The organism is Brevundimonas bullata, from assembly GCF_003350205.1.
Taxonomy (GTDB): Bacteria; Pseudomonadota; Alphaproteobacteria; order Caulobacterales; family Caulobacteraceae; genus Brevundimonas; species Brevundimonas bullata.
The window spans coordinates 1-24,195 of sequence record NZ_QLLC01000038.1 but is presented as its reverse complement, the minus strand read 5'-3'; the positions used below and the strand labels follow the sequence as shown (position 1 = coordinate 24,195).

Annotated in this window: 26 protein-coding genes; 23 read left to right on the top strand and 3 right to left on the bottom strand. The window is 66.5% G+C overall.

The annotated features are described in order from the left end of the window. The first annotated feature begins 64 nt into the window (after window positions 1–64). The 15 genes from DXK21_RS14340 (at window position 65) to DXK21_RS14265 (ending at window position 13,241) form a co-directional block, all read left to right on the top strand. The gene (locus DXK21_RS14340) at window positions 65–448 is read left to right on the top strand and encodes a M15 family metallopeptidase (protein ID WP_114818454.1); all 384 of its coding nucleotides are present in this window, start codon (window positions 65–67) and stop codon (window positions 446–448) included. Continuing rightward, window positions 445–864 carry a hypothetical protein gene (locus tag DXK21_RS14335; protein ID WP_114818453.1) on the top strand — a complete coding sequence of 140 codons (420 nt, stop codon included), beginning with the start codon at window positions 445–447 and terminating at the stop codon, window positions 862–864. Before DXK21_RS14340 ends, DXK21_RS14335 begins: the two co-directional genes overlap by 4 nt. Before the next feature lie 445 nt (window positions 865–1,309). Further along, window positions 1,310–2,167, top strand: a complete 858-nt coding sequence (locus DXK21_RS14325; protein ID WP_114818460.1) for a flagellin — start codon at window positions 1,310–1,312, stop codon at window positions 2,165–2,167. Between the two features lie 110 nt (window positions 2,168–2,277). Continuing rightward, window positions 2,278–3,090 (top strand): flagellin, encoded by an 813-nt coding sequence (locus DXK21_RS14320; RefSeq protein WP_114818452.1) that lies wholly within the window; start codon window positions 2,278–2,280, stop codon window positions 3,088–3,090. A 114-nt stretch (window positions 3,091–3,204) separates the two neighbouring features. After that, window positions 3,205–4,011: a flagellin gene (locus DXK21_RS14315; RefSeq protein ID WP_114818451.1), complete on the top strand. Its 807-nt coding sequence runs from the start codon at window positions 3,205–3,207 to the stop codon at window positions 4,009–4,011. A gap of 112 nt (window positions 4,012–4,123) precedes the next feature. Then, window positions 4,124–4,933 (top strand): flagellin, encoded by an 810-nt coding sequence (locus DXK21_RS14310; protein WP_114818450.1) that lies wholly within the window; start codon window positions 4,124–4,126, stop codon window positions 4,931–4,933. Window positions 4,934–5,050: 117 nt separating this feature from the next. Further along, on the top strand, window positions 5,051–5,293 hold the full coding sequence (locus DXK21_RS16690; protein ID WP_114818449.1) for a FlaG family protein: 243 nt from the start codon (window positions 5,051–5,053) through the stop codon (window positions 5,291–5,293). 134 nt (window positions 5,294–5,427) lie between these two features. Beyond that, complete coding sequence (locus DXK21_RS14300; RefSeq protein ID WP_114818448.1) at window positions 5,428–6,279, top strand: flagellin; 852 nt, start codon at window positions 5,428–5,430, stop codon at window positions 6,277–6,279. Window positions 6,280–6,525: 246 nt separating this feature from the next. Beyond that, window positions 6,526–9,216 carry a transcriptional regulator gene (locus tag DXK21_RS14295; RefSeq protein ID WP_114818447.1) on the top strand — a complete coding sequence of 897 codons (2,691 nt, stop codon included), beginning with the start codon at window positions 6,526–6,528 and terminating at the stop codon, window positions 9,214–9,216. 78 nt (window positions 9,217–9,294) lie between these two features. Continuing rightward, window positions 9,295–9,969: a hypothetical protein gene (locus DXK21_RS14290; RefSeq protein WP_114818459.1), complete on the top strand. Its 675-nt coding sequence runs from the start codon at window positions 9,295–9,297 to the stop codon at window positions 9,967–9,969. Continuing rightward, the gene (locus DXK21_RS14285; protein WP_114818446.1) at window positions 9,969–10,397 is read left to right on the top strand and encodes a hypothetical protein; all 429 of its coding nucleotides are present in this window, start codon (window positions 9,969–9,971) and stop codon (window positions 10,395–10,397) included. Before DXK21_RS14290 ends, DXK21_RS14285 begins: the two co-directional genes overlap by 1 nt. A 90-nt stretch (window positions 10,398–10,487) precedes the next feature. Continuing rightward, the gene (gene ssb, locus DXK21_RS14280; protein WP_114818445.1) at window positions 10,488–10,994 is read left to right on the top strand and encodes a single-stranded DNA-binding protein; all 507 of its coding nucleotides are present in this window, start codon (window positions 10,488–10,490) and stop codon (window positions 10,992–10,994) included. A gap of 57 nt (window positions 10,995–11,051) precedes the next feature. Beyond that, window positions 11,052–11,462, top strand: a complete 411-nt coding sequence (locus DXK21_RS14275; protein WP_245945228.1) for a thiol-disulfide oxidoreductase DCC family protein — start codon at window positions 11,052–11,054, stop codon at window positions 11,460–11,462. Between the two features lie 4 nt (window positions 11,463–11,466). Then, window positions 11,467–12,774 carry an SDR family oxidoreductase gene (locus tag DXK21_RS14270; RefSeq protein WP_114818443.1) on the top strand — a complete coding sequence of 436 codons (1,308 nt, stop codon included), beginning with the start codon at window positions 11,467–11,469 and terminating at the stop codon, window positions 12,772–12,774. Then, complete coding sequence (locus DXK21_RS14265; protein ID WP_114818458.1) at window positions 12,774–13,241, top strand: DUF2269 family protein; 468 nt, start codon at window positions 12,774–12,776, stop codon at window positions 13,239–13,241. Before DXK21_RS14270 ends, DXK21_RS14265 begins: the two co-directional genes overlap by 1 nt. 9 nt (window positions 13,242–13,250) lie before the next feature. Here DXK21_RS14265 and DXK21_RS14260 read toward each other — a convergent pair whose 3' ends face one another. Next, window positions 13,251–13,835, bottom strand: coding sequence for a nucleoside 2-deoxyribosyltransferase domain-containing protein (locus DXK21_RS14260; protein ID WP_245945227.1), 585 nt, complete (start codon window positions 13,833–13,835; stop codon window positions 13,251–13,253). Window positions 13,836–13,967: 132 nt separating this feature from the next. Here DXK21_RS14260 and DXK21_RS14255 point away from each other — a divergent pair, with 132 nt between their 5' ends. Next, a complete protein-coding gene (locus DXK21_RS14255) occupies window positions 13,968–14,870 on the top strand; it encodes a DMT family transporter (protein ID WP_114818442.1) in 903 nt (300 codons plus the stop codon). A 9-nt stretch (window positions 14,871–14,879) separates the two neighbouring features. Here the strand turns inward: DXK21_RS14255 and DXK21_RS14250 are convergent, their stop codons facing one another. Further along, complete coding sequence (locus DXK21_RS14250; protein ID WP_376856745.1) at window positions 14,880–15,422, bottom strand: superoxide dismutase family protein; 543 nt, start codon at window positions 15,420–15,422, stop codon at window positions 14,880–14,882. A gap of 213 nt (window positions 15,423–15,635) precedes the next feature. On the opposite strand from DXK21_RS14250, the gene gyrA reads away from it, so the two are divergent. Genes gyrA through DXK21_RS14225 form a run of 5 tightly spaced genes read left to right on the top strand, consistent with a single transcriptional unit; the run spans window position 15,636 to window position 21,538 of the window. Continuing rightward, window positions 15,636–18,410, top strand: a complete 2,775-nt coding sequence (gene gyrA, locus DXK21_RS14245) for a DNA gyrase subunit A (RefSeq protein WP_114818440.1) — start codon at window positions 15,636–15,638, stop codon at window positions 18,408–18,410. 28 nt (window positions 18,411–18,438) lie between these two features. After that, a complete protein-coding gene (locus DXK21_RS14240) occupies window positions 18,439–19,242 on the top strand; it encodes an aminotransferase class IV family protein (RefSeq protein WP_114818456.1) in 804 nt (267 codons plus the stop codon). A 52-nt stretch (window positions 19,243–19,294) separates the two neighbouring features. Beyond that, on the top strand, window positions 19,295–19,777 hold the full coding sequence (gene coaD, locus DXK21_RS14235; protein ID WP_114818455.1) for a pantetheine-phosphate adenylyltransferase: 483 nt from the start codon (window positions 19,295–19,297) through the stop codon (window positions 19,775–19,777). 14 nt (window positions 19,778–19,791) lie between these two features. Next, window positions 19,792–20,631 carry a peptidylprolyl isomerase gene (locus tag DXK21_RS14230; protein WP_114818439.1) on the top strand — a complete coding sequence of 280 codons (840 nt, stop codon included), beginning with the start codon at window positions 19,792–19,794 and terminating at the stop codon, window positions 20,629–20,631. A 25-nt stretch (window positions 20,632–20,656) separates the two neighbouring features. After that, complete coding sequence (locus DXK21_RS14225) at window positions 20,657–21,538, top strand: peptidylprolyl isomerase (protein WP_114818438.1); 882 nt, start codon at window positions 20,657–20,659, stop codon at window positions 21,536–21,538. Here DXK21_RS14225 and DXK21_RS14220 read toward each other — a convergent pair. After that, window positions 21,511–22,638, bottom strand: coding sequence for a Ppx/GppA phosphatase family protein (locus DXK21_RS14220; RefSeq protein WP_114818437.1), 1,128 nt, complete (start codon window positions 22,636–22,638; stop codon window positions 21,511–21,513). The two genes, DXK21_RS14225 and DXK21_RS14220, sit on opposite strands and share 28 nt — an antisense overlap. 146 nt (window positions 22,639–22,784) lie before the next feature. Here DXK21_RS14220 and hspQ point away from each other — a divergent pair, with 146 nt between their 5' ends. After that, the gene (hspQ, locus tag DXK21_RS14215) at window positions 22,785–23,099 is read left to right on the top strand and encodes a heat shock protein HspQ (protein WP_114818436.1); all 315 of its coding nucleotides are present in this window, start codon (window positions 22,785–22,787) and stop codon (window positions 23,097–23,099) included. A gap of 72 nt (window positions 23,100–23,171) precedes the next feature. After that, entirely contained in the window at window positions 23,172–24,047 is an 876-nt protein-coding gene (phhA, locus tag DXK21_RS14210; protein WP_114818435.1) for a phenylalanine 4-monooxygenase, read from the top strand. The last annotated feature ends 148 nt before the right edge of the window (window positions 24,048–24,195 follow it).

Here is a 24,195-nt window from a genome sequence, read left to right as displayed (position 1 = left end):
CCGCCCAGCAGATGATCGCCATGCTGGCCAATCTGCGACTGCGTCTGGCGGCGGGAGGCAGGGGATGAGTTTTCGTCTGTCGCAACGCTCGCGCGCCCGGTTGGCGGGCGTCCATCCCGATCTGGTCGCGGTGGTCGAGGCGGCGATCCGCCGGACAGAGGTGGACTTCATGGTGACGGAGGGGTTGCGTGACCTCGCCCGTCAGGCCGCGCTGGTGAAGGCGGGGGCCAGCCGGACGCTGAACTCGCGCCACCTGACCGGCCACGCGGTGGATGTCGCGGCCTTGATCGAGGGCCAGGTGCGCTGGGACTGGCCGCTGTATGGCCGGATCGCCGGGGCCTTCAAGGCGGCGGCGCGTGATCTGAACATCCCGCTGACCTGGGGCGGGGATTGGACGCGGCTGAGAGACGGCCCGCACTTCGAGCTGGATCGGAGGGCCTATCCATGAGGGCGCTGATACGGGCGCTGACGCCGCTGGGCTGGCTGGTCCTGGTGGGGGCGTTGGTCCTGCTGTTGGCGGTCGCCGGGCGTGGGCTGGGTCTGACTTGGGACCCGTTCAATCTCCAGCAAAGGCGGCTGGCGGTCGCTGATGTCCGTGCGACCTATGCCGAAAGCGACGCCGAGGCGCGCCGCCTCGAGGCGGCGGGGCAGGGGCAACAGGCGGCGCGCGTTGAAATCCATCACCGACGGACCCTGGCCGTGGAGCGGGCGACCGTTGCGGCCGTCACCCAGGCGAGGAGCGCCGAGGATGCGAACGACCCACTGGACCTTGTGCGGGCTGATCGCCTGCGCGCTCATGACCGCGAGCTGTGCCGGCTCGCTCCCGATCTCGACGGTTGCGCCGCCGCGTCTGGATCTTCCTGAGGCCGCGACGAGACCCTGCGCCCTCGCGACCCTGCCCGAGGTGCCCAGTCTGGCCGATCTGGAGGCCGCCTATCTGCTGCGTGGGGCCCAGATCCTGGCCTGTGACAATGCGCGGCGACTAGCGGTCGACGCCTTGGACGCCGAACGGGCGATGCAGGATCGCTGGATAGAGGCGGAAAAGGCAGGGCGGAAAGGGTGGCGGCGCGGTTGACGTGGCGCTTCTTGCCGGGCGGCCCGGCAAAATCTGCCGATTACAAGCGTCGCCCGGCAAAACCTGCCGAGTCAGAAACATGGTTTACCAAATCTAACGCATAAAAATCAGTGCGTTGAAGAACTGGCATGACGGCGTCCCTTTGGCCCTGTCCTTGCTCCTAGTCATTCCGAGCAGAAAGCTCCCGGCAGCCAAAATGGCGTCGGCACTGTCGAAGACAAAAGGATGGCCAAAATGGCTAACAGCATCAACACGAATGCTGGCGCTCTCATTGCGCTGCAAAATCTCAATGCGACCAGCCGTGACCTCAACGTCACGCAAAACCGCGTGAACACAGGCCTGAAGGTTTCCTCGGCCAAGGACAACGGCGCGATCTTCGCGATCGCCACCAATCAGCGCGCCGAGATGGGCGCCTTGGACGCCGTCAAGAATTCCATGCAGCGCGGCCAGTCGATCGTCGACGTGGCCCTGGCCGCCGGCGAGACCGTGGTCAAGGCTCTGGAAGAGCAGAAGAGCCTGGCGGTCGCCATCTCCAACGCCACCGGCGACGCCCTGAAGGCCTATGTCACCGACTACAACGCCCTGGGCGCCGAAATCACCAAGGCTCTGGCTGGCGCGACCTTTGACGGCGTCAATCTGTGGACCGACACGACCGCCGCAGGCGTCGAGATCAGCGTCAAGACCGGCACCGGCCTGACCGACAACTTCGTGCTGAAGGGCGGCGCAACGGCGACGACCGCTACCGCTCCCGCCACCGCCACCGCCTTCGTCATCGCCGACTACGCCGCGCCGACCGCAGGCGAGAAGACGGCTATGGGCGCCCTGACCGGCGTCGTGGACGGCGCCATCAAGGCCTTCACCGCCGAACTGGGCGCCATGGGCACCAAGTCGAAGTCGCTGGAGCGCTCGCTGATCTTCACCAACAAGATTCAGGACGCGGTCGAGGTCGGCATCGGCAACCTGGTGGACGCCGACCTGGCCAAGGAAAGCGCCAAGCTGACCGCCCTGCAAACCAAGCAACAACTCGGCGTTCAGGCGCTGGGCATCGCAAACCAGTCGAGCTCAATCCTGCTCGGCCTGTTCCGTTCGTAAGAATTGGCGGCGGCTCTTCGGAGCCGTCTCTCGATATGACTTCCCCCGAGCAGAATGCTCCCGGCCGTTAAAACGACGCCGGATTTGTCAAAGACTTAGGATCTACCAGTATGGCTAACAGCATCAACACGAACGCAGGCGCGCTTGTCGCCCTGCAAAACCTGAACAACACGAGCCGTGACCTCAGCATTACGCAGAACCGCGTGAATACCGGCATGAAGGTTTCTTCGGCCAAGGACAATGGCGCGATCTTCGCCATCGCCACCAACCAGCGCGCCGAGATGGGCGCCCTGGACGCCGTGAAGCAGTCGATGCAACGCGGTCAATCGATCGTCGACGTGGCCCTGGCCGCCGGCGAGACCATCACCAAGGCTCTTGAAGAACAGAAGAGCCTGGCGGTCGCGATCGAATCCTCGGTGGTCGGTTCGGCGGCCGAGACGGCCTATCTGGCTGACTTCAACGCCCTGGGCAACGAAATCACCAAGGCTCTCGGCGGCGCCACCTTCGACGGCGTCAACCTGTTCGCGGCGACCACGACCGACGCTATCGCGGTCAAGACCGGCACCGCCACGGCCGACATTTTCACGCTGAAGGCAGCCGGAGCCGCCGCGACGGCGGTCTCGACGGCTGGTGGCGCGGTGGGACGGGCCGGCGCGACGGCGGCCCTTGTCGAAACGGCGCTGAAGGGCTTCACGGCTGAGCTGGGCGCCCTGGGCACCAAGTCCAAGTCGCTGGAGCGGTCGCTGACCTTCACCGGCAAGATTCAGGACTCGATCGAGGTCGGGATCGGCAACCTGGTCGATGCGGATCTGGCCAAGGAAAGCGCCAAGCTGACCGCGCTGCAAACCAAACAACAACTCGGCGTTCAGGCGCTGGGCATCGCGAACCAGTCCAGCTCCGTGCTGCTGGGTCTGTTCCGATAAACAAGATTGAAAGCGGGCCTGCGGGCCCGTTTTTGATGAGGAGACTACCCCCGAGCAGAACGCTCTCGGCGTCAAAACGGCGTCGGAAATGTCAAAGACAAAGGAAAAGCCAAAATGGCTAATAGCATCAATACGAACGCAGGCGCTCTGGTTGCTCTGCAAAACCTCAACAACACGAGCCGTGATCTGTCGATCACGCAGAACCGTGTAAACACCGGCCAGAAGGTTTCTTCGGCCAAGGACAATGGCGCCATCTTCGCCATCGCCACCAACCAGCGCGCCGAGATGGGCGCCCTGGACGCCGTGAAGCAGTCGATGCAACGCGGTCAATCGATCGTCGACGTGGCCCTGGCCGCTGGCGAAACCATCACCAAGGCCCTTGAAGAACAGAAGAGCCTGGCGGTGGCGATTGAATCCTCGGTCGCCGGTTCCGACGCTGAGAAGGCTTATCTGGCTGATTTCAATGCCCTCGGCAGCGAAATCACCAAGGCCCTGGCGGGCGCCAACTTCGACGGCGTCAACCTGTTCTCGGTCGCGGCCGCGGACATTCAGGTCAAGACTGGTACGGGCGCGACCGATCTGTTCACCCTGAAGGCTACGGGGGCGGCAACGACGGTCGCCACCTCTGGCAGTGCGACGGTTCGTGCCGGCGCCACGGCTGCGATCGTGGATACGGCTCTGAAGGCTTTCACGGCGGAACTCGGCGCCCTCGGCACCAAGTCCAAGTCGCTGGAACGCTCTCTGACCTTCACCAGCAAGATGCAGGACGCGCTTGAAGTCGGCGTCGGCAACCTGGTGGACGCCGACCTGGCCAAGGAAAGCGCGCGCCTGACGGCTCTGCAAACCAAGCAACAGCTTGGCGTTCAGGCGCTGTCGATCGCGAACCAGTCGAGCTCGGTTCTGCTCGGCCTGTTCCGCTAACGAATTAGGGGCGGGCCTCCGGGCCCGCCCCTGATGTGACCACCCCGAGCAGAATGCTCCCGGCAGCCAAAACGGCGTCGGAAATGTCAAAGACAAAGAAGGAAATGCCAAAATGGCTAACAGCATCAATACGAACGCAGGCGCCCTGGTTGCTCTGCAAAACCTGAACAACACGAGCCGTGATCTATCGATCACGCAGAACCGTGTGAACACCGGCCAGAAGGTTTCTTCGGCCAAGGACAATGGCGCCATCTTCGCCATCGCCACCAACCAGCGCGCCGAGATGGGCGCCCTGGACGCCGTCAAGCAGTCAATGCAACGCGGTCAATCGATCGTCGACGTGGCCCTGGCCGCCGGCGAAACCATCACCAAAGCTCTTGAAGAACAGAAGAGCCTGGCGGTGGCGATTGAATCCTCGGTCGCCGGTTCGGCGGCTGAAACGGCCTACCTGGCTGACTTCAACGCCCTCGGCAATGAAATCACCAAGGCCCTGGGCGGCGCCACCTTCGACGGCGTCAATCTGTTCGCGGCCACCACGCCGGCCATCGAAGTCAAGACCGGCACGGGCGCCACGGATCTCTTCACGCTGAAGGCTGCTGCGGGGGGCGCTACGGCGGTCGCCACGGCGGGCGGTGCGGTCTTGCGCGCCGGCGCTACGGCTGCGGCTGTGGATACGGCTCTGAAGGCCTTCACGGCTGAACTGGGCGCTCTCGGCACCAAGTCCAAGTCTCTGGAAAGGTCGCTGACCTTCACCAGCAAGATGCAGGACGCTCTGGAAGTCGGCGTCGGCAACCTGGTGGACGCCGATCTGGCCAAGGAAAGCGCGCGCCTGACGGCTCTGCAAACCAAGCAACAGCTGGGTGTGCAGGCGCTGTCGATCGCGAACCAGTCGAGCTCGGTTCTGCTCGGCCTGTTCCGCTAACATGACGTGGTCGGGGGCGGGTCTTCGGGCTCGCCCCCGTTCGCACGCAGGAGTTCAGGAGGCGCGGCTTGGCCGCGTTAAAGAGAAATGTCAGACAATGTCGCAAGACTACCTAGTGTGACCCTCGTCCAACCTGACGTCTATGGTCAGGGCGTCGAGGTCCCGCGGCAGGCCGTCAAGGCTGAACCCGACGCCGCGCGTTACCGCCTGACCATCGAGCAGGGCCCCGGCGGATTTGTCTACATGACCCGTGATCGCGTGACCGGCGAAGTCATCCGTCAGTTGCCGCGTGAAGAGGTCGTGAAGATGAGCGCGAGCCCCACCTACGGGGCGGGGGAGTTGATCAAGACCAAGGTCTGATCGAGGTCGAACCTTTAGAACAGCAGCGCTGCCGGCTTGCCGGGCGGCGCTATCATGGTTTCTGCCTCGTTAACCATACGCTCAGGAATCATGCGCATTAATGGCCATCAGAATTGAAACTGAGGCTAGAAGCCATGTCCAACAGCGTTCTCACCAATGCGTCAGCGCTTATAGCGCTCCAGAATCTCAATTCGACGAACAACAAGCTGGCCTTGACCCAGAGCCGGGTGAACACCGGCCTGAAGGTGCAGGGCGCCAAGGACAACGCCGCAACCTGGGCTATCGCCCAGAACCAGCGCGCCGACACGGGCGCGCTTGAGGCCGTCAAGACCAGCATGAACCGCGCCACGTCGCTGGCGGACGTGTCGCTGGCCGCCGGCGCACAGATCTCCGACCTGTTGATCGAGCTGCGCGAGAAGGCCACGGCGGCGGCTGACCCATCGTCGACCCCGACGTCGCGCAAGGCCTACAATGACGAGTTTCAGTCGCTGCTGAAGTCGCTCGGCTCCTTTGCCAAGAACGCCACCTTCGACGGCGAAAACATTCTGGACGGCGCCAGCACGACGCCGTTGAACTTCCTGGCCAATGTCGGGGCGACCGAGACGATCTCGCTGAACCGTCAGGACATGTCGTTGGCGGGCCTGAGCCTGGATACGACTGATTTCACGGCCCCTGCGACCGCCTTCGACCTTCTGAGCGCAGATAACGCCGCCAGCGCTCTGACCCAAGTCAAGGCCGCCCTGGACACCGCCAACGCCAACCTGGCCGAATTGGGCGCTCAATCCAAGCAGATCGAGAAGCACAACATCTTCGTCGGCAAGCTGATGGACTCGCTGGAAGTCGGCATCGGCAACCTGGTGGATGCCGACATGGCCAAGGAAAGCGCGCGTCTGCAGGCGCTTCAGGTCCAGCAGCAACTAGGCGCTCAAGCCCTGTCGATCGCCAACCAGGCGCCGCAGATCATCCTGTCGCTGTTCAAGGGCTGATCTAGCTGAAATAGCGAGGCGCGCCCTGGCCCAGTGAAATGGGCGGCGGCTTGCGTTTGGCGGGGCGAGGCATCAGTCCGTAAAGACTGGCCAGCTTCAACAACAACCAGCGTGTGTACGACATGGGCGCGACACCCTCTTGCCTATGGTCGCCGGAAAACGTGGCTCAACCGTCGCTGTTCCGGAGGCAATCTTAAACACTTCGTTACCGGCTTGGCGGCAGACTGAACGCAGGAGCGTCGGACTGTGATCAACAACAGCTATCTTCTGGGCCTGTACGGCGGGACCTCGACCTTCTCAGGAGGTTTGGGCGGGACCACGGCTGCCGTTAAGAAGCAACCGACCGCGCCCTGGTCCACATCGGTCAAGCCGCAGAGCCAGTCCGACCTGCTGCGCGCCGCGCTGAGCGGCCGACCGATCATCAATGAAGACAACGCGACCCTGGATGTGAAGGGCGCGTCGTCCGGCGACTATCGCAAGATCTTTTCGATGTACCAGGGGCTCTCCATGCTGGAGGCCATCGCGGATCGGGCCGGGCAGAAGAACCTGACGTCGCTGGAACGATCACAGCTTTCGAAACGGATGGACGCCGGTCTGGCCGAGGTATCGGCCTATCTGGGCGCCGCCAAGTTCGACGGCGTGCGGGTGGTGCAGGGTCAGTCTGAAACCAAGGCCCAGACCGGCGCGGCTGTAGCGCGCGATTCCGCCAAGTACGTCACCGGGGCGGTCCATTCCGGCGATCTGGCCAGCGCGGTCACCGCCTTCCAGGGCGACGTGAAATTCACCCTGACCGTCAAGAAGGCCGGCGGCGACCAGACCATTTCCATTGATCTGGCCGACATGGGCTCTACGCCGCGCACGATGCAGTCCGTGGTGGACCACATCAATGGCAAGCTGGAGGCCGCTGGCGTCCAGACGCGCATGGGACGTGAGAAGCTGCCGTCCGAACCCCGCGTCATCAAGACCGGCGACAAGACCATCACCCTGCCGGCTGGACCGGACCAATGGGCGTTGGCCGTTCAGGGCGTCTCGTTCGAGAAGGTCAGCTTCACCCCGGTCGCCTCGTCGGACGCCGTCTATGTCGTGCAGGGCGCCGGCAAGAAGGGCGGCCACGAAGTCCTGAAATTCCAGGAAGGCACGACCAATACATCGGGCCAGGCCTTCTGGGTCGATGGCCAGGTCGGCCAATCGGGCCTGCCTGAAGGCGTCGAGACGGTGCGCGCCAGCGCCACGGGGCCGGACGGGTCGATGTGGATCGTGGCCGATGTCAGTGCCGGAACCTCGACCCAGCCGATCAAGGGGCAGGGCGATGTCGTCCTGATGAAGCTGGATTCCACGGGCAAGGTCGTCCTCAGCCGCGCCATGGGCGCCGCCTCGACGGCCAGCGGCTATGCGATTTCGGTGGATGCCGACGGGCGTGTGGCTGTCGCAGGCTCGGTGGTCGGGGCTCTGATCCCGGGCGCTTCGGGCGCCGACGCCAATGTCGCCGACAGCTTTGTCACCGTCTTCGACGCCAAGGGCGTGGAGCAGTGGACCCAGCGTCGCGGCGCCAAGGCGGCGGACGAGGCGACGGCGGTGTCGTTCGGCGCTGACGGCCGCGTCTACGTCGCCGGGCGCTCGCAGTCCTCCATGCCGGGCGCGCTCGCCTCCGGGGGCTGGGACGGCTATGTCCAGGCCTTCAGCGAAAATCAGATCCACAGCCTGGCGCCGATCACCGCCACGGCCTCGGGCGTCAACCAGTTCGGCACGGCAGGCGACGACAGCGTCCAGGCCATGACCACGGACGGCGACAAACTCTATACGGCCGGGGTGGAGAACGGTCGCATGGTGGTGCGCCGCTTCCAGATTGACGCCACGGGATCGCCGACGCTGATGTCCACCCGTGACCTGGGCTATGCCAGCGGCGAGATCGCGGGTCTGTCTGTCAAGAACGGTCAGGTGATCCTGGCCGGATCTACGCGCAACGGCGCCCTGGACATCGGTCAGGTCAATACCGCCCATTCCGGCGGCACGGACGCCTTCGTGGCGGTGATCTCCGACGACCTGAGCGCATCGGGCAACGACCGGCTGACCTATTATGGCGGGGCGGGCGACGATTCCGCCGCCGATGTGAAGATCGTCGACGGCAAGGTCTGGTTGACGGGGATTTCCGACCGAACGATCGGCGCCAAGCCGGAAGATCCGACCTCGGGTTATCTGGCGCGTCTTGATCCCATGACGGGCGCCGTCGAGTGGAGCCAGACCTGGACGGGGGCCGATCGTCAGGCTGCGCCCATGACCATCGCCGTGGCCTCGGGCGGGGCCAGCGTGCTGGACAAGCTGGGACTGCCCCAGGGCGAAATCCCGCAGACGGATTCCAAGAATCTGGTGGACGCCACCTCCCTGCGGACGGGCGACCGATTCTATGTGACGTCGGGCACGACCGGCCGTTCGGTCGCCGTGACGATCGACGCCAAGGAGACCTTGCAGACCCTGGCGCGCAAGATCGAAACCGCATCGGGCCGCACGCTCAAGGTCACGATCAAGACGGACAAGGACCATGTCACGGGTCTGGACAGCGACACCAAGATCACGGCGGGCGGCGTGCAGCGCCTGTCCATCACCTTTGCCGACGGGCGCGAGGGTGCTGTTCTACGGGCGGGCGAGGCCGGGCGAGACGCCTTGGCGGGTCTGGGTCTCACGCCGGGCTATATTGGTCCCAGCAGCGGCGATCTGAAGACCTATGGCCTGGATCTGCCCAAGACGTTAAGCCTCAAGGACGCCGAGGCGGCAAAGGCGGCGGCAAGCACGATACAGCTGGCGGTCAAGGCCCTGCGCGACGCCTACAAGGCCTTGGACCCCGACAACAGCAAGCCGAAGGTCACGGGCGCCGTGCCGCCCTATCTCAAGACGCAGTTGGCCAACTATCAGGCCGCGCTGGCAAGACTCACAGGCTAAAGGCGGCGAACCCCGCTTTAGGTTGACGTGCGCGGCGTCGGCGGGGTTATTGGGGCCATCATTGGCGTCGAGTCCCGCATGGCCCTTCCTAAAGACAATCGTACAGTCCTGATCATCGGGGGCGGCCTGGCCGTCGTCGCGGCCGTGGCGGCGGCTCTGGTGTTCAGCGGCGGACGGGACCGGCCGACCGAGGCCCCGCCCGCGTCGCAGGGCGGACTGACCATCGACCTGGCCGAGGCCCCGTCGCTGGAGCCCGCCCGTGAACTGCGTTGCTTCGTCGACGGCCAGTTCGTCGGCCTGGCTACCCTGGCCGACTGCGCCCAGCGCAACGGCGTCGCCACCAGCGCCCTGGACGTCGGTCTGGACGCCACCGGCGCCCTGGCCGCCGCACCGACCGCCGCTTTTGCGCCGCCGCCCGAGCTTCCCGCAGAGCCGACTGTCACGGTGGCGCCGGCTGACGAGGGCGCCACGCCGGCCGAGTCGAACCGTCCGGCGCCGGCCGCGTCCGCCACGGCCTGTCTGCGTCATACCGGCTCGGAATGGCGCTCGATCGGCAACGGCATGAGCCTGGGGGCCTGTGTCCAGGCGCTGTACGCTGGAACCTGCGTCCGTCCGGGCGAGGCTCAGTATGGTCGCTGGGGCGACACCACCCTGCGTCTGGTGCCGCGTCGCGTGGAACAGTCGAACGACAACAACCGCTTCCGCACCCTGGCCCAGCAGGACCGCAACTGTCAGTTCCCGGAGCTGAGCTGATGAATCGCAAGATCGTTTCCGCCGCTGCGCTCGCCACGCTTGGCCTGATCGTCGCCGCCTGCGCTCAAAAGGGCGTGGAGGCCCCGACCGAGCCGGGCGTCTGCTATCACGTGGTCCTGGCCGAGGACGGCAAGTCCGCGCCCCAGATCAACGTCGTCGCCCGCGATCAGCCGCAGATCGAGTTCTGCGCCGCGCGACTTGAGGAAATGCGTTTGCGCTTCCTGCGTCTGGGGGGCACCAATCGCGACATGGTCGGCGCCTATCAGGGGCAGTTCATCTTCATCGACCGGGGCGGCGTCAAGTTCGGCAAGACCCTGACGGGTCAGCGCTTCTTCGCTCTGACGCGCACGGGGGACGGGCGTCTGGCCATTCCGGGCGCGATCCAGCGCGAGATCGACGGTCGCCCCGTCGCCGTCGCCCCCAACTAGAATTCCCGCCCGTTCGGGTGTGAACAAAACTGGAACATTCTGTCGACATCCGCTAGGGCTCGACGGCAAGAACATAAAAGGACATCGGTCATGGCCGGCAGCGTCAACAAGGTCATCCTCATCGGCAACCTGGGCAAGGACCCGGAAATCCGCACGCTGAACAGCGGCGACCGCGTCGCCAACCTGCGCATCGCGACCTCGGAACAATGGCGCGACAAGGCCACCGGCGAGCGTAAGGAAAAAACCGAGTGGCACCAGATCGTCATCTTCAACGAGAACATCGTGAAGGTGGCCGAGAACTACCTGAAGAAGGGCTCGACCGTTTACATCGAGGGCTCGCTGCAGACCCGGAAATACACGGACGCGCAAGGGATCGAGAAGTACTCGACCGAGATCGTGCTGCAACGCTTCAACGGTCAGCTGACCATGCTGGGCGGCCGTAACGACAGCCAGGGCGGCGGTCAGGGCGGCGGCTACGGCGGTGGCGGCGGCGGCCGTAACGACGACGACTACTCCTCGGGCTTCTCGACCGGCGGCGCCAACAAGCCCTCGGGTCCCAAGGAAAGCTACGACCTGAACGACGACATCCCGTTCTAAGGCGATCGGAAAACCGAAGTGGGCCGGGGGGCTTACAGCTATCGCGATGACCCGGCCGTGCCGTCCTTTCCGGACGACCGGCCGGTGGTCCTGTTCGATGGCGACTGCGCCCTCTGTTCCCATTCCGCGCGGACCCTGCTGAAGCATGGTCCGCGTTTTCGTCTGGCGCCGACGCAGTCGGACCTGGGCCGGGCCTTGCTGGTCCACTATGGCCTGTCGCCCGACGATCCCTCCACCATGCTGGTGATCGAGGACGGGCGCGCGATCAGCCGCTCGGACGGGGTGCTGCATCTGGCGGCGTCGCTGCCCTTCCCCTATCGCGCCGCCGTTGTGGCGCGTCTGATCCCCCGACCGATCCGCGACGCCGCCTATGGCCTGGTCGCGCGATACCGGCGGCGGTTTCCGGGCCAGGCCTGGTGCGCCCTGCCGTCTTCGGGGGCGGATCTCAAAGACCGAATTCTGGGATAGGCCGATGAGCGACGGACGACGGGTTCTGGTTCTCGGGGCCAATGGTTTCATCGGCTCGCATCTGGCCGCCTCGTTGTCGCGCGAAGGCTGGCGGGTCCGTGCGGGCGCCCGGCGTCCAGCCGAGGCGGCGCGGCGGGCGCCGACCTTTGATTGGGTCGCCGCCGATTTCGCCAAGCTGACCACGGCCGAGGCTTGGGCGCCGCTGTTGGACGATGTGGATGCCGTGATCAACTGCGTCGGCGTCTTGCAGGACGGGGCAGGGGACAGCACCCGCCTGGCCCATGTCGAGGGACCGCGCGCCCTGATCGCCGCCTGCGAGCGCGCCGGGGTCCGGCGCCTGATCCACATTTCCGCTGTGGGAGCTGACGAGGCGGCGGGCACGGCCTATGCCCGCACTAAGGCCGAGACCGAGCGTCTGGTCGAAGCCAGCGCTCTCGATTGGCTGATCCTGCGGCCGTCGCTGGTGGTGGATCGCGCAGCCTTTGGCGGCACGGGCCTGATCCGGGCGCTGGCGGCCTTTCCTCTTTTCAGTCCGGTCGTCGGCGGCGAGCAGGTGTTCCGGCCTGTCGCCCTGAGCGATCTCGGCGCTGCTGTGGTCGCGGCGCTGAAGCCAGGCGCGCCGAGCCGCGAGACCTTCGACATGCCCGGTCACGAGGCCGTGACCATGGCCGAGACGGTGCGCCTCTATCGCGGCTGGCTGGGCCTGTCGCCCGCGCCGGTGGTCCGGGTCCCGCGGGCCTTGGCGGCGCCGGCTCTGGCAGTCGGCGACCTGCTGGGCCGTCTGGGCTGGTCCTCGCCGATCCGCACCACGGCCATGCGTCAGATGGATCATGACGTGTCCGGTCAGGATAGCGGCTGGGCCGAGCGCCTGGGCGTTCAGGCGCGCGGCTTCTCGCGCTTTCTGGCCGAGACGCCGGCCTCGGTTCAGGATGTCTGGCACGCCCGGCTATGGTTCGTGCGGCCCGTCTCCATCCTGACCCTGGGCCTGTTCTGGCTCATCACCGGGCTGATCAGCTTCGGTCCTGGCTGGAACGGGGCCCTGGCCATTCTGCACGAAGGCGGCTTCGGCCGCTGGGCCGGGCCGATCGCCTGGTGGGGCGCGCTGCTGGACGTGGTGCTGGGGCTGGCTCTGTTCGTGCGACCATGGACGGCGCGCGTGGCCATCTTCATGGGCCTGTCGACCATCGGTTATCTGATCGCCGGAACGCTGAGCCTGCCGCACTACTGGATCGACCCGCTGGGGCCGTGGCTCAAGGTCCTGCCGATGATGGCGCTGTGCCTGTTCGTGGCGGCGACGGACGCGCGGCGCTGATGACCTACCTGATCCTCAAGGTGATCCACATTTTGTCGGGCGCGGTCCTGTTCGGCACAGGGGCGGGCATCGCCTTCTTCATGTTGAGGGCGCACGCGACGAAAGACCCGCGCACCGTCGCCTCGGTTGGGCGGATCGTGGTGCTGGCCGATTTCGTCTTCACCGCCAGCGCCGTGGTGGTCCAGCCGATCAGCGGTCTGGCCCTGATCCACCTACAGGGCTACAGCCTGACCGAGCCGTGGCTGATGGCGGCCTATGCCCTCTATGTCCTGATCGGCGCCTGCTGGCTGCCGGTGGTCTGGTTCCAGTGGCGCATGGTCAAGCTGGCCGAGGGGGCGGTGGCGGCGGGCGCGCCCCTGCCGCCTCTCTACCACCGTCTGTTCCGGGCCTGGTTCATCCTGGGATGGCCGGCCTTTGCGGGCGTGATCGGCATCTACGCCCTGATGGTGGCCAAGCCGATCTTCTAGGCCGCTTTTCTAGCGGGCGAAGCGGCCCTTGGACGCGGCGGCGCCGAGGGCTTCGCGGACGGCGGCGGTCAGTTCGGGCAATGACTGCACCTGTTTGACGCCATAGGCTTGCGCCGTGATGTCGACGTTACCCTTCCTCCAGAAGCCCTCGGGCGCGAGCACGATCAGCTTTCCGCCGCGCGCGTGCAGGCCCATTTCCAGCAAGCTGATGGGGCTTTGCGTACCGGGGGCAAAATACATGACGATGACGTCGGCGGATTCCAGCGCCGCCAGTTCCCACTCAACCTGACGGCGGAACTCGGGCTCGTCGGCCTCGGGACGCCAGTTCGGGTTCCAGTCGGGACGGCGCGGGTTCAGGATTACCACATCCATGTCGGCCAGGGCTGAGGTCATGGCCGCCTGCCAGTCCGGTGCGCCGCCCATGTCGATGCTGCCGCCCAGAAAGACGCGCGGCCGGCTGTCATCGATGGGCAGGGGCTGGGGCGAGACCACGTTGCTGGGACCCTTGGCGCCTTGCGCCAGCGCGGGCGCGGCGCTGAAGGCGGCGCCAAGAGCAGTGACGGTCATCATCAGGGCAGCCAGGGTGCGGGTCATCGATCTGCCTCGGGTTCGCGAAGGGGCGGGGGATAGCACCCTGTCGGGCGAAGACTAGGGCAGGCGCGTTGGAAAAGAGCCGTCATCGAACGTGACGGGCCTTTCCCAGTCGCCTGTGGCATCAGGTCGCGTGTGTCCAGCCAACGTCATTCCCCGCTCAGTCTGCTCGAGATCGGCGCCATCATCGCGGTGATGCTGATCTGGGGCATCAACAACGCCGCCGCCAAGATCGCCACCGAGGTCATGCCGCCGCTGATGGTCGGGGCGCTGCGCTTCGCCATCGCCGCCGCCTGTCTGGTCTGGTTCGTGCGGCCGCCGTTTCCGAACTGGAAGAGCCTGCTGATCATCGCCGTGGTGGGCGGGCCTATCCACTATGGCCTGATCTATCTGGCCTTCTGGCTGGCCCATGACGTCAGCCCGGTGACGGTCTCGACCCAGCTGTGGATTCCGCTGACCTCGCTGTTCGCCTTCCTGCTGCTGGGTGAGCGGATCAGCCGGATGGCCGTGGTCGGCCTGGTCATCGCCTTCGTCGGTGTAGCCTGGATGACGCTGGACCCGCACGCCTTGCAGGACTGGAAGGCGATTGCGGTGGGGGCGGCGGGCGCCTCGGCCTGGGCGCTGACAACGGTGATCGCGCGGCGCACCACCTCGATCCCGCCGCTGAAGATGCAGGGGCTGCTGGCCCTGATGGCCTTCCCGGCGCTGACGCTCGGATCGGCCTTGTTCGAGACGGGACAGTGGGAGGCCGCTCAGGTGGCGCCGCCTCTGGTCTGGGGCACGCTGGTCTGGGCGGGTCTGATTTCGTCGGTGTTCGCGACCAGCTTGGTCTTCTGGCTGGTGCAGCGGCGCGAGGCGGGGCGGGTGACGCCCTATCTGCTGGGCTCGCCCATCGTTTCCATCCTGATCGGCTGGTTGTGGATGGGCGACGTGTTGACGCCGCAGATCCTGACCGGGGTGGCGATTGCTCTGATCGGCGTGGTCACGGTCGCCTTGGGGGAGCGCGGCCTGCGCGCCGGCGCCCCCGCCAAGGTTTGATCGTCTAGCTTACTGGGCGCTGAGGACGGCGCAGGCCACGCGGTCGCCCGCGCCGCCGATGGGCTGGCTGTTGTGGTCGTCCGGGTTGGCGTGGATCACCAGGGCCGAGCCGTCCGCGTCCCACAGCCACTGGCCGGGGCCGTCCTGGCTGATGCGAGCCTGGGTGGTGAAGAACTCAGCCTTGGCCGAGCCGTCGGCGGCGGCGTAGAGGTTGGGCAGGTCGCCGTCGTCGGGGCCTTGCGCGTTCAGCAGGCCGTGCGGGGTCTTGGGATCGGTGTGGTTGATATGGGCGCCGGCCGAGGTGAAGGGCGCGGCGCACTGGCCCGTGGCGTGGATGTGGATGCCGTGCCAGCCGGGCGTCAGGCCCGTGGCTTCGACCTTGATCAGCAGGCCCGTGGCGCCCTGCATCAGGGTCGCCTTGCCGATTTCGGCGCCCTGGCCGTTGATGATCGCGGCCTGACCCGTCTGGCCCGGCGTGGCGCGCGGCGTCATGGCCGAATGGTCCATGGCGCCGGCCTGGCCTGCGGCTTCAGCATGAGCGGCGTGGCCCATGGCGGCATGATCGTGGCTCTGGGCGGAGGCGCTGGCGGCGATCAGCGCCGTCGCTGCGACGGCGCTGAGGGTGGCGAGGGTCAGACGCATGGTTTTCCTGTCCTTTTGGGCATGGGGATATCAGCGGCGTTTCTTTGCCACGACGGCCCCCGGATGCTAGAAACCGGAACAGCGGATCACGTTCCGATTCCGGCCATTTAAAGCCTGATTTCCTTGACCGACGACAGCTACGACAACGCCGCACCTTCGGCGCCCGGCGACATCTCCATCATCACGATCGAGGACGAGCTGAAACGCTCCTACCTCGACTACGCCATGAGCGTCATCGTCAGCCGCGCCCTGCCGGACGCGCGCGACGGTCTGAAGCCTGTTCACCGTCGCATCCTCTATTCGATGCACGACCTGAACATGACGCCCGAGCGGTCGTATTCGAAGTGCGCGCGCGTTGTCGGTGACGTGCTGGGTCGCTTCCACCCGCACGGCGACGCCTCGGTCTACATGGCCCTGGTGCGGATGGCGCAGCCCTTCTCGATGGGACTGATGCTGGTCGACGGCCAAGGCAACTTCGGTTCGGTCGACGGCGATATGCCGGCCTCCATGCGTTACACCGAGGCCCGGATGGCCCCGGCGGCGGTGGCCCTGCTGACCGATATCGAAAAAGACACGGTCGATTTCCAGCCGAACTACGACGAGAAGGAACTGGAGCCCGTCGTCCTGCCGGCGCGGATTCCGAACCTGCTGGTCAACGGCGCGGGCGGTATCGCCGTCGGCATGGCGACCAATATTCCGCCGCACAACCTGGGTGAGATCGTCGATGCGGCCGTGGCGCTGCTGGACAACCCCGACATGGGCGACGAAGCCCTGCTGGACATCGTGCCCGGTCCCGACTTCCCCACGGGCGGCGAGATCATGGGCCGCACCGCGCCGCGCAATGCGCTGCGTGACGGACGCGGCTCGGTCATCGTACGCGGGCGCGCCACGGTCGAGGAGATCCGCAAGGATCGCGACGCCATCGTCATCACCGAACTGCCGTTCCAGGTGAACAAGCAGACCCTGATCGAACGCATCGCCGAAATGGTGCGCGAGAAGCGTCTGGAAGGCATTTCCGACGTCCGCGACGAGTCCGACCGTCAGGGCATGCGCATCGTCATCGAGCTGAAGCGCGACGCTTCGGGCGACGTCATCCTGAACCAGCTCTATCGCTACACGGCGCTGCAAAGCTCGTTCGGCGTCAACATGCTGGCGCTGAACCACGGCCGTCCCGAGCAGATGGGCCTGCGCAAGATGCTGGAGCTCTTCCTCGAGTTCCGCGAGGAAGTGGTCATCCGCCGGGTCAAGTTCGAACTGGCCAAGGCGCGTGACCGCGGTCACGTCCTGGTCGGTCTGGCCGTGGCTGTCGCCAACATCGACGAGGTCATCCACATCATCCGCTCTTCGGCCGATCCGGCTGAGGCGCGTGAGCGGCTGCAAGCCAAGGCCTGGCCCGTCGGCGACATGATCGCTCTGGTCGAACTGATCGCCGATCCGCGCTCGGTGCTGATCGACGGCGACAAGCTGAACCTTACCGACGAACAGGCCCGCGCCATCCTGGCCCTGACCCTGTCGCGTCTGACCGGCCTGGGCCGTGACGACATCTTCGGCGAGGCGCGCGGCCTGGCCGACACCATCCAGGGCCACCTGACCATCCTGTCGGATCGCGCCCACGTCCTGGCCATCATCCGCGACGACCTGCTGGTGGTGAAGGCGCAGTTCGCCGTGCCGCGCCGCACCCTGATCGGTGAGGGCGACGCCGAGATGGAAGACGAGGACCTGATCCCGCGTGAGGACATGGTCGTCACCGTCACCCTGGGCGGTTACGTCAAGCGTGTGGCGCTGAACGCCTATCGGACCCAGCATCGCGGCGGCAAAGGCAAGTCAGGCATGACGATGAAGGACGAGGACGCCATCACCGGCGTTTTCTCGGCCTCGACCCACACCCCGGTCCTGTTCTTCGCCACCAACGGCAAGGCCTACAAGCTGAAGACCTGGCGTCTGCCGCTGGGCAACCCGCAGTCGCGCGGCAAGGCCTTCGTCAACCTGCTGCCCATCGAGCCGGGCGACAGCATCATGAACGTGCTGCCGCTGCCGGAAAACGAGTCGGAGTGGGACAACTACGACATCATGTTCGCCACCAGGTCCGGCGACGTGCGGCGTAACAAGCTCAGCGATTTCGCCACGGTGAACCGCGCGGGCAAGATCGCGATGAAGCTGGAAGACGGCGACCACATGGTCGGCGTCTCCATCTGCAACGCCGACGACGACATCCTGCTGACGACGCGGCTGGGCCGGGCCATCCGGTTCAAGGCCGACGACGTGCGCGTGTTCAAGGGCCGGGATTCGACCGGCGTGCGCGGCATCCGCCTGCAAGGCGACGACGAGGTCATCTCGATGGCCGTCCTGGGCCGCGTGGACGCTTCGCCGGAAGAACGCGCCGCCTACGTCAAGCACGCCAACGCCATGCGCAAGGCGCTGGCCGGCGCGGATGCGGACGAAGAGGTCGCTGTGGTTGAGGCGGACGACGAGGATGTGGCCGACGCCGCCCTGTCGGTCGAACGCATCGCCGAACTGGGCGCGGCCGAGCAGTTCATTCTGACGGTCACGGAAACCGGCTTCGGCAAACGCTCCTCGGCCTATGAGTATCGCCGCACGGGGCGTGGCGGTCAGGGGCTGACGGCTCACGGTCTGGGCGGTCGCGCGGGCACGCGTCTGGCCGCAGCCTTCCCGGTTGAGGAGAGCGACGACCTGATGCTGGTCACCGACGGCGGCCAGATGATCCGCACCCCGGTCGGCCAGGTCCGCATCGTCAGCCGCTCCAGCCAGGGCGTGACCATCTTCCGCACAGGCAAGGACGAGAAGGTTGTCTCCGTCGAGCGTCTGCCTGATTCGGGCGGCGACGATGACGCCGACAGCGCGGACGAAACCCCGATGGAAGAGGGCGGCGAGGGCTGATCGCCCCGCTGCTGGCATGACGGCGGGCATGGCTGACGTTCTGATGCAGATCGACGGTCAGCCCGCCAGCGCCGCCGACCTCGGCCATTTCGCTCTGTCCAACTATGGCGCCTTCACCTCGATGCAGGTGGAGGACGGCGGGGTGCGGGGGTTGGATATGCATCTGGCACGCCTGGACGCCGAGGCCGTGGAACTGTTCGGCGTCGCCTTGCCCGAAGCGACCTTGCGCGAGCGGATGCGACAGGCGCTGGACGGGCGCTCCGGCCGGTTCAGCCTGCGGGTCAACCTGTTCTCGGACGCCGTCAGCCTGCGGGCGCCGGAGGCGGTGGTCGAGCCGCGCGTTCTGACCACGCTGTCGCCGCCTGCGTCGCCGCTGACCACGCTGCTGAGGCTTCAGAGCCAAGCCTATGCCCGAGAAGTCGCGCATCTGAAGCACGCCGCCACCTTCGGCCTGACCCGCGCGCGGCGTCAGGCGGTTCTGGCCGGGTTCGACGACGCCCTGTTCGTCGACGCCGAGGGGCGGATTTCCGAAGGGTCCATCTGGAACATCGGCTTCGTCCAGGGCGAGACGGTGATCTGGCCCGAGGCGCCGATGCTGGCGGGGACGGGGCAGGCCTTGCTGCAACGCGGGATGGCGGACCTCGGTCTAGACAGCGAAACCCGCCCAGTGCGCCTGTCCGATCTGGCGGCCTTCGACGCCGCCTTTATCTGCAACAGCGCCACGCCCGCCTGCGCCGTGGCCGCTATCGACGGCCATCCGTTCGGCCCGGCGGAGCCCCTGATTTCGCGTCTGATCGACGCCTGGCGATCAAACCCGTGTCAGGCGATCTAGGCCGTTGATTTCGCACCTGCTAAACGGGTCGAAACGCGGGGAGGCCAAGACCATGCGCATCGGACTGTATCCGGGGACTTTCGACCCGGTCACGAACGGCCACATGGATATCATCGGGCGGGCGATCAAACTGGTCGACCGGCTGGTGATCGGCGTGGCCCAGAACGACGACAAGGGCCCGCTGTTCTCGACCGCCGAGCGGGTCGAGATGCTGAAGGCCGAGGTGGCGCGCTTCGACGCCGATATCGAAGTACGGCCGTTCAGCAGCCTGCTGATGCATTTCGCCGAGGAAGTGGACGCCAACGTCATCGTGCGCGGCCTGCGTGCGGTCGCGGACTTTGAATACGAGTTCCAGATGACGGCGATGAACCAGCGCCTCAACAGCGACATAGAGACCGTGTTCCTGATGGCCGATCCGCGCCATCAGGCCATCGCCTCGCGGCTGGTGAAGGAGATCGCCCGTCTGGACGGTGCGATCGAGAGCTTCGTCAGCCCGGCGGTCGCCGCCCAGGTGCGCGCCAAGGTGCTGCGCTAGATTTCAGGATAGACATGAACTTCAAGACGCTTCTGGCCGCCGCAGCGGTCTCGATGATCGCGGGCGGCGCAGTCGCTCAAACGGCGGAATGGCGCACGGTTTCGCCGGAAAACCTTTGGGTGATCGACACCGCCAAGGGCCGGGTCCTGGTCGAGCTGGAGCCGCGCGCCGCGCCGTCCCACATCGAACGGATACGCACCCTGACCCAACAGGGCTTTTATGACGGGCTGAAATTCCACCGCGTCATTCCGAACTTCATGGCCCAGACCGGCGATCCCAAGGGCACGGGCGAGGGCGGCAGCGAACTGCCGGATCTGAAGGGCGAGTTCAGCTTCCGTCGCGGGCGCGACAGCGGCTTTGTCGCGGTCGAGAACAGCGGCCCAGGCGTGCGCGGGATCATGGGCAGCCTGCCCATCACCACCCAGCCGGACGCCCAGATGTTCGTCACCGCCGACTTCAAGGTGGGGGCCAGCGGCCTGTTCTGCCCCGGCGTGGCGGGCATGGCCCGCGCGGGTTCGCCCGACAGCGCCAACAGCCAGTTCTTCCTGATGACGGGCCAGAACGACAATCTGAACGGCGGCTACACGACCTTTGGCCGGGTGGTGCAGGGATTGGACGTGGTCAAGGCGCTGAAGGCCGGCGACGACGCCGAGGACGGCAAGGTCGCTGACCCCGATGTCATGACCAAGGTGCAACTGGCCTCGGCCTTGCCGGAAGGCCAGCGCCCGACCGTGCGGGCGGCGACGCCGGGCTCGCCCGCCTTCAACGCCGCTGTCGAGGCCGCCCGCACCGCGCGCGGCGCACAGTTCGGCATCTGCGACGTGCAGCCTGTGGTCGAGGTCACGGGCGGCTGATTATCGACCTTGGGAGGGGACAAGGATGCGCGTTTCAACGGGTTTGGCGGCGGCGTCCGTCCTGATTCTGGCCGGCTCGGCCTGGGCGCAGGAGGCGGCGCCGACACCGGCGGCTCCCGCCATGGTCGAAAGCGCGTGGCGCACGGTTGCGCCTGAGAACCTGCTGGTGATCGACACCAGCAAGGGCCGCATTCTGGTCGAGCTGGCTCCCGAACTGGCGCCGGGCCATGTCGAGCGCATCCGGCTTCTGGCGGGGCGCGGCTTCTATGACGGTCAGGTCTGGCACCGGGTGATCGATCAGTTCATGGCCCAGACCGGAGATCCCCTCGGCACGGGCGAGGGACAGAGCCCCTATCCTGACCTGAAGGCCGAGTTCACCTTCCGCCGCGACAGCCAGACGCCCTTCACGGCGGTGGCCGCGCCCGCCGGGGCCGTGCTGGGCTTCCTGCATTCCCTGCCGGTCCAGACCCAGCCGGACGCCTATATGGCCACCACGGCGGACAAGAAGGTCCACGCCTGGGGCCTCTATTGCCCCGGCGTCGCCGGCATGGCGCGCGACGAGGCACCCGATAGCGCCAACAGCCAGTTTTTCCTGATGCGCCAGGCCTATCCGTCGCTGGACAAGCGCTACACCATCTGGGGGCGGGTGGTGTCGGGCCTTGACGTGGTGCGGTCGCTGAAGGCCAGCCCCAACCCGGACGGCATCGTCACCGGCCCCGATCAGATGACGCGTGTGCGTGTGGCGTCGGACCTGCCGCAGGCTGAACGGCCCTCGGTGCAGGTGCTGGACACGGCCTCAGCCCAGTTCAGGACCCTGGCCGAGGCGGCGCGTCAGGCCAAGGGGGCGGACTTCTCGGTCTGCGACATCGACCTGCCGGTTCAGGTCGCCGGAGCGCCCGCCGCCTGATTGCCCGCCTGGCCGTTTGAACGGCCCCGGCGACGGCGTCGACGGGGCTTCTGGCGGTCATCGCGCATTTTTTGCAGCAGCAGGCCTTCGCGCAGACCGCGGTCGGCGACGCGCACGCGTTCGCAGGGCCAGGCGCGCTGGACGGCCTCCAGAATCGCAGCCCCCGCAAGAACCAGATCGGCGCGATCCGGCCCGATGCAGCTTTCCGCCGCCCGGCCCGCCGGACCCAGCCGCTTGAGCCGCAGCGCCGCCGCTTCGCAGTCGCCGCGCGTCATCCACAGGCCGTCGACCAGATCACGCTGATAGCGGCGCAGACCCAGATGAATGCCCGCCAGGCTGGTGATGGCCCCCGAGGTGCCGACCATATGCACCCGTCCGCTCTCGAACAGGGGGCGCACCGAGGCGTCGCTGGGCCCGCCGGCGGCCAGGTGTTCGCCCACGTCGGCGACCATGGCCTCGAACCAGGCTTCGGTGTCGCCGGCCGGTTCCGGGTGACGTTCGGCCAGGGTGACGACGCCCAGGGGCGCCGACATCCAGCCCTTGTTCTCGAAGCCGCGCGCGGCGCGGGTCATCCATGACAGCTCGGTCGAGCCGCCGCCCACGTCGATGACCAGAACCGCATCGGCCCTGGGGTCGAACAGGTTGAGGCAACCGGCGACCGACAGGCTGGCCTCCTCGGCCGGGTCGATGATCTTGAGCTTCAGGCCGGTGCCGCGACGGACCCGTTCGATGAAGGCCTGGCCGTTGTCGGCGGCGCGGCAGGCCTGGGTGGCGACGGCGGTCAGGCGGCTGGCGTCCAGACCCTTGCGGGCCACGCGTTCGGCGCACAGGGCCAGGGCGTCATAGGCGCGATCCATGGCGCGGTCGTCGAGCCGGCCGGTGTGCGACAGGCCTTCGCCCAGCCGGACGATGCGGCTGAAGCTGTCGACCACCCGGAACCCGTCGCGCGACGGGCGCGCGATCAGCAGGCGGCAGTTATTGGTCCCCAGGTCGAGCGCGCCATAGAGGGGCGCATCGCGACCGGAAGCCCCTGAATCGCGGGACTTCGTGGGCAGGGACCGCGCGTCGCGCCGTACAGGCGCGCCAGGGGTCTCCGGCATGGGCCGAGCTTTCATGTGGGCGGTCCGAAGCGGCGCCCGTCCTGATCAAGTTAAACCGGGGTATGCGGCGAAGCCAAGACATTCTGTCGCGGAGATGAACGGCCCGGATGCATCCGCTTCAGCCTGCTGGACGTATTGATTGCACCATGACCCAGGTTCACACAGCCCGGTTCGGCCTCGGACAGATCGTCCGCCATCGCGATCACGCCTTCCACGGCCTGGTCATGGATGTGGACGCATCCTACGCAGGCCCGGCCGCAGAGACGGGCGTGGTCGCCAGCGATCAGCCCTTCTATCGCATCCTCATCGCCGACGCCGAAGGCGGGGTGATCGCCTATGCCGCAGAGGAGGCGCTGGTGGCCACGCCGGAGATCGAACCCTTGACGATCGAGGCCGAGCGGGAGTGGTTCACGATTGATGCACGGGGACGCCACGCGCCACGGTCGCAAACCTTGCAATAGACGTGCGTGACGACGGCCCGAGGGCGCGCTAATCTGCCTGTAACGGCCGTCAGAGCCGAGAGGAGCGTTCCCATGTCCGATTTCGAACACGTCTTTGAAGCCCCGCCCGAAGGCGCCGCCGCCGACTGGACCATCCCTCAGAACTGGGACGCCTATACCGACGTCGAACACGAGACCTGGAACACCCTCTATGCCCGGCAGATGAAGATCCTGCCGGGCCGCGCCTGCGACGCCTATATGCGCGGGCTGGAGGCTCTGGATCTGAACACAGGCGGCATCCCCGACTTCGAGGTGATGAACCCCAAACTCCAGGCCCTGACCGGCTGGACCGTGGTCTGCGTGCCGGGACTGGTGCCCGAGGATGTCTTCTTCGACCACCTGGCCCATCGCCGCTTTGTCTCGGGACAGTTTATCCGCAAGCCGGATCAGTTGGACTACCTGCAGGAACCCGACATCTTCCACGACGTCTTCGGCCATGTGCCGATGCTGACCGACCCCGACTTCGCCGCCTATATGGAGGCCTATGGCAAGGGCGGGCAGAGGGCGGCGTCGCTGGGGATGCTGGACAAGCTGGCGCGGCTGTATTGGTACACGGTCGAGTTCGGCCTGATGAAGGAGGCCGACGGCCTGCGCATCTATGGGGCCGGCATCGTCTCGTCGGCGACCGAGAGCGTGTTCAGCCTGGAAGACGCCTCGCCCAATCGCCTGGGCTTTGACCTGGAACGGGTGATGAAGACCCTCTACCGGATCGACGACTTCCAGCAGGTCTACTTCGTCATCGACAGCATCGAGGAACTGAAGGCGGTGACGCTGCAGGACTTCGGACCCCTGTACGAGCGACTGAAAGGGGCCGAGGACCTGCCGATCGACACCATCCTGCCGAGCGACAAGGTGTTCACCCGCGGGACGCAGGCCTATGCGGCCAAGGGCGGGCGGTTCGCGGCCTAGGATACGACTTCTCCCTCCCCTTCATGGGGAGGGTGGTCGTGAAGCGACCGGGTGGGGAGGGCGAGGCGATGCAGGCGCGGCGGCTAGATTGCTAAAGCGCCCCCACCCGACTTCGCCCTGCGGGCTCAGCCACCCTCCCCATGAAGGG

Bases quoted from the DNA above. Each gene is read 5' to 3' on its own strand.
- DXK21_RS14230 (WP_114818439.1), top strand. From the start codon at position 19,792: ATGAACTTCAAGACGCTTCTGGCCGCCGCAGCGGTCTCGATGATCGCG.
- DXK21_RS14240 (WP_114818456.1), top strand. From the start codon at position 18,439: ATGGCTGACGTTCTGATGCAGATCGACGGTCAGCCCGCCAGCGCCGCC.
- DXK21_RS14310 (WP_114818450.1), top strand. From the start codon at position 4,124: ATGGCTAACAGCATCAATACGAACGCAGGCGCCCTGGTTGCTCTGCAA.
- DXK21_RS14320 (WP_114818452.1), top strand. From the start codon at position 2,278: ATGGCTAACAGCATCAACACGAACGCAGGCGCGCTTGTCGCCCTGCAA.
- DXK21_RS14285 (WP_114818446.1), top strand. From the start codon at position 9,969: ATGAATCGCAAGATCGTTTCCGCCGCTGCGCTCGCCACGCTTGGCCTG.
- DXK21_RS14250 (WP_376856745.1), bottom strand. From the start codon at position 15,422: ATGGGCCACGCCGCTCATGCTGAAGCCGCAGGCCAGGCCGGCGCCATG.
- hspQ (WP_114818436.1), top strand. From the start codon at position 22,785: ATGACCCAGGTTCACACAGCCCGGTTCGGCCTCGGACAGATCGTCCGC.
- DXK21_RS14300 (WP_114818448.1), top strand. From the start codon at position 5,428: ATGTCCAACAGCGTTCTCACCAATGCGTCAGCGCTTATAGCGCTCCAG.
- DXK21_RS14225 (WP_114818438.1), top strand. From the start codon at position 20,657: ATGCGCGTTTCAACGGGTTTGGCGGCGGCGTCCGTCCTGATTCTGGCC.
- DXK21_RS14260 (WP_245945227.1), bottom strand. From the start codon at position 13,835: ATGACCCGCACCCTGGCTGCCCTGATGATGACCGTCACTGCTCTTGGC.
- coaD (WP_114818455.1), top strand. From the start codon at position 19,295: ATGCGCATCGGACTGTATCCGGGGACTTTCGACCCGGTCACGAACGGC.
- DXK21_RS14325 (WP_114818460.1), top strand. From the start codon at position 1,310: ATGGCTAACAGCATCAACACGAATGCTGGCGCTCTCATTGCGCTGCAA.
- DXK21_RS14315 (WP_114818451.1), top strand. From the start codon at position 3,205: ATGGCTAATAGCATCAATACGAACGCAGGCGCTCTGGTTGCTCTGCAA.
- DXK21_RS14290 (WP_114818459.1), top strand. From the start codon at position 9,295: ATGGCCCTTCCTAAAGACAATCGTACAGTCCTGATCATCGGGGGCGGC.
- DXK21_RS14265 (WP_114818458.1), top strand. From the start codon at position 12,774: ATGACCTACCTGATCCTCAAGGTGATCCACATTTTGTCGGGCGCGGTC.
- DXK21_RS14335 (WP_114818453.1), top strand. From the start codon at position 445: ATGAGGGCGCTGATACGGGCGCTGACGCCGCTGGGCTGGCTGGTCCTG.
- DXK21_RS14220 (WP_114818437.1), bottom strand. From the start codon at position 22,638: ATGCCGGAGACCCCTGGCGCGCCTGTACGGCGCGACGCGCGGTCCCTG.
- DXK21_RS14270 (WP_114818443.1), top strand. From the start codon at position 11,467: ATGAGCGACGGACGACGGGTTCTGGTTCTCGGGGCCAATGGTTTCATC.
- phhA (WP_114818435.1), top strand. From the start codon at position 23,172: ATGTCCGATTTCGAACACGTCTTTGAAGCCCCGCCCGAAGGCGCCGCC.
- ssb (WP_114818445.1), top strand. From the start codon at position 10,488: ATGGCCGGCAGCGTCAACAAGGTCATCCTCATCGGCAACCTGGGCAAG.
- DXK21_RS14340 (WP_114818454.1), top strand. From the start codon at position 65: ATGAGTTTTCGTCTGTCGCAACGCTCGCGCGCCCGGTTGGCGGGCGTC.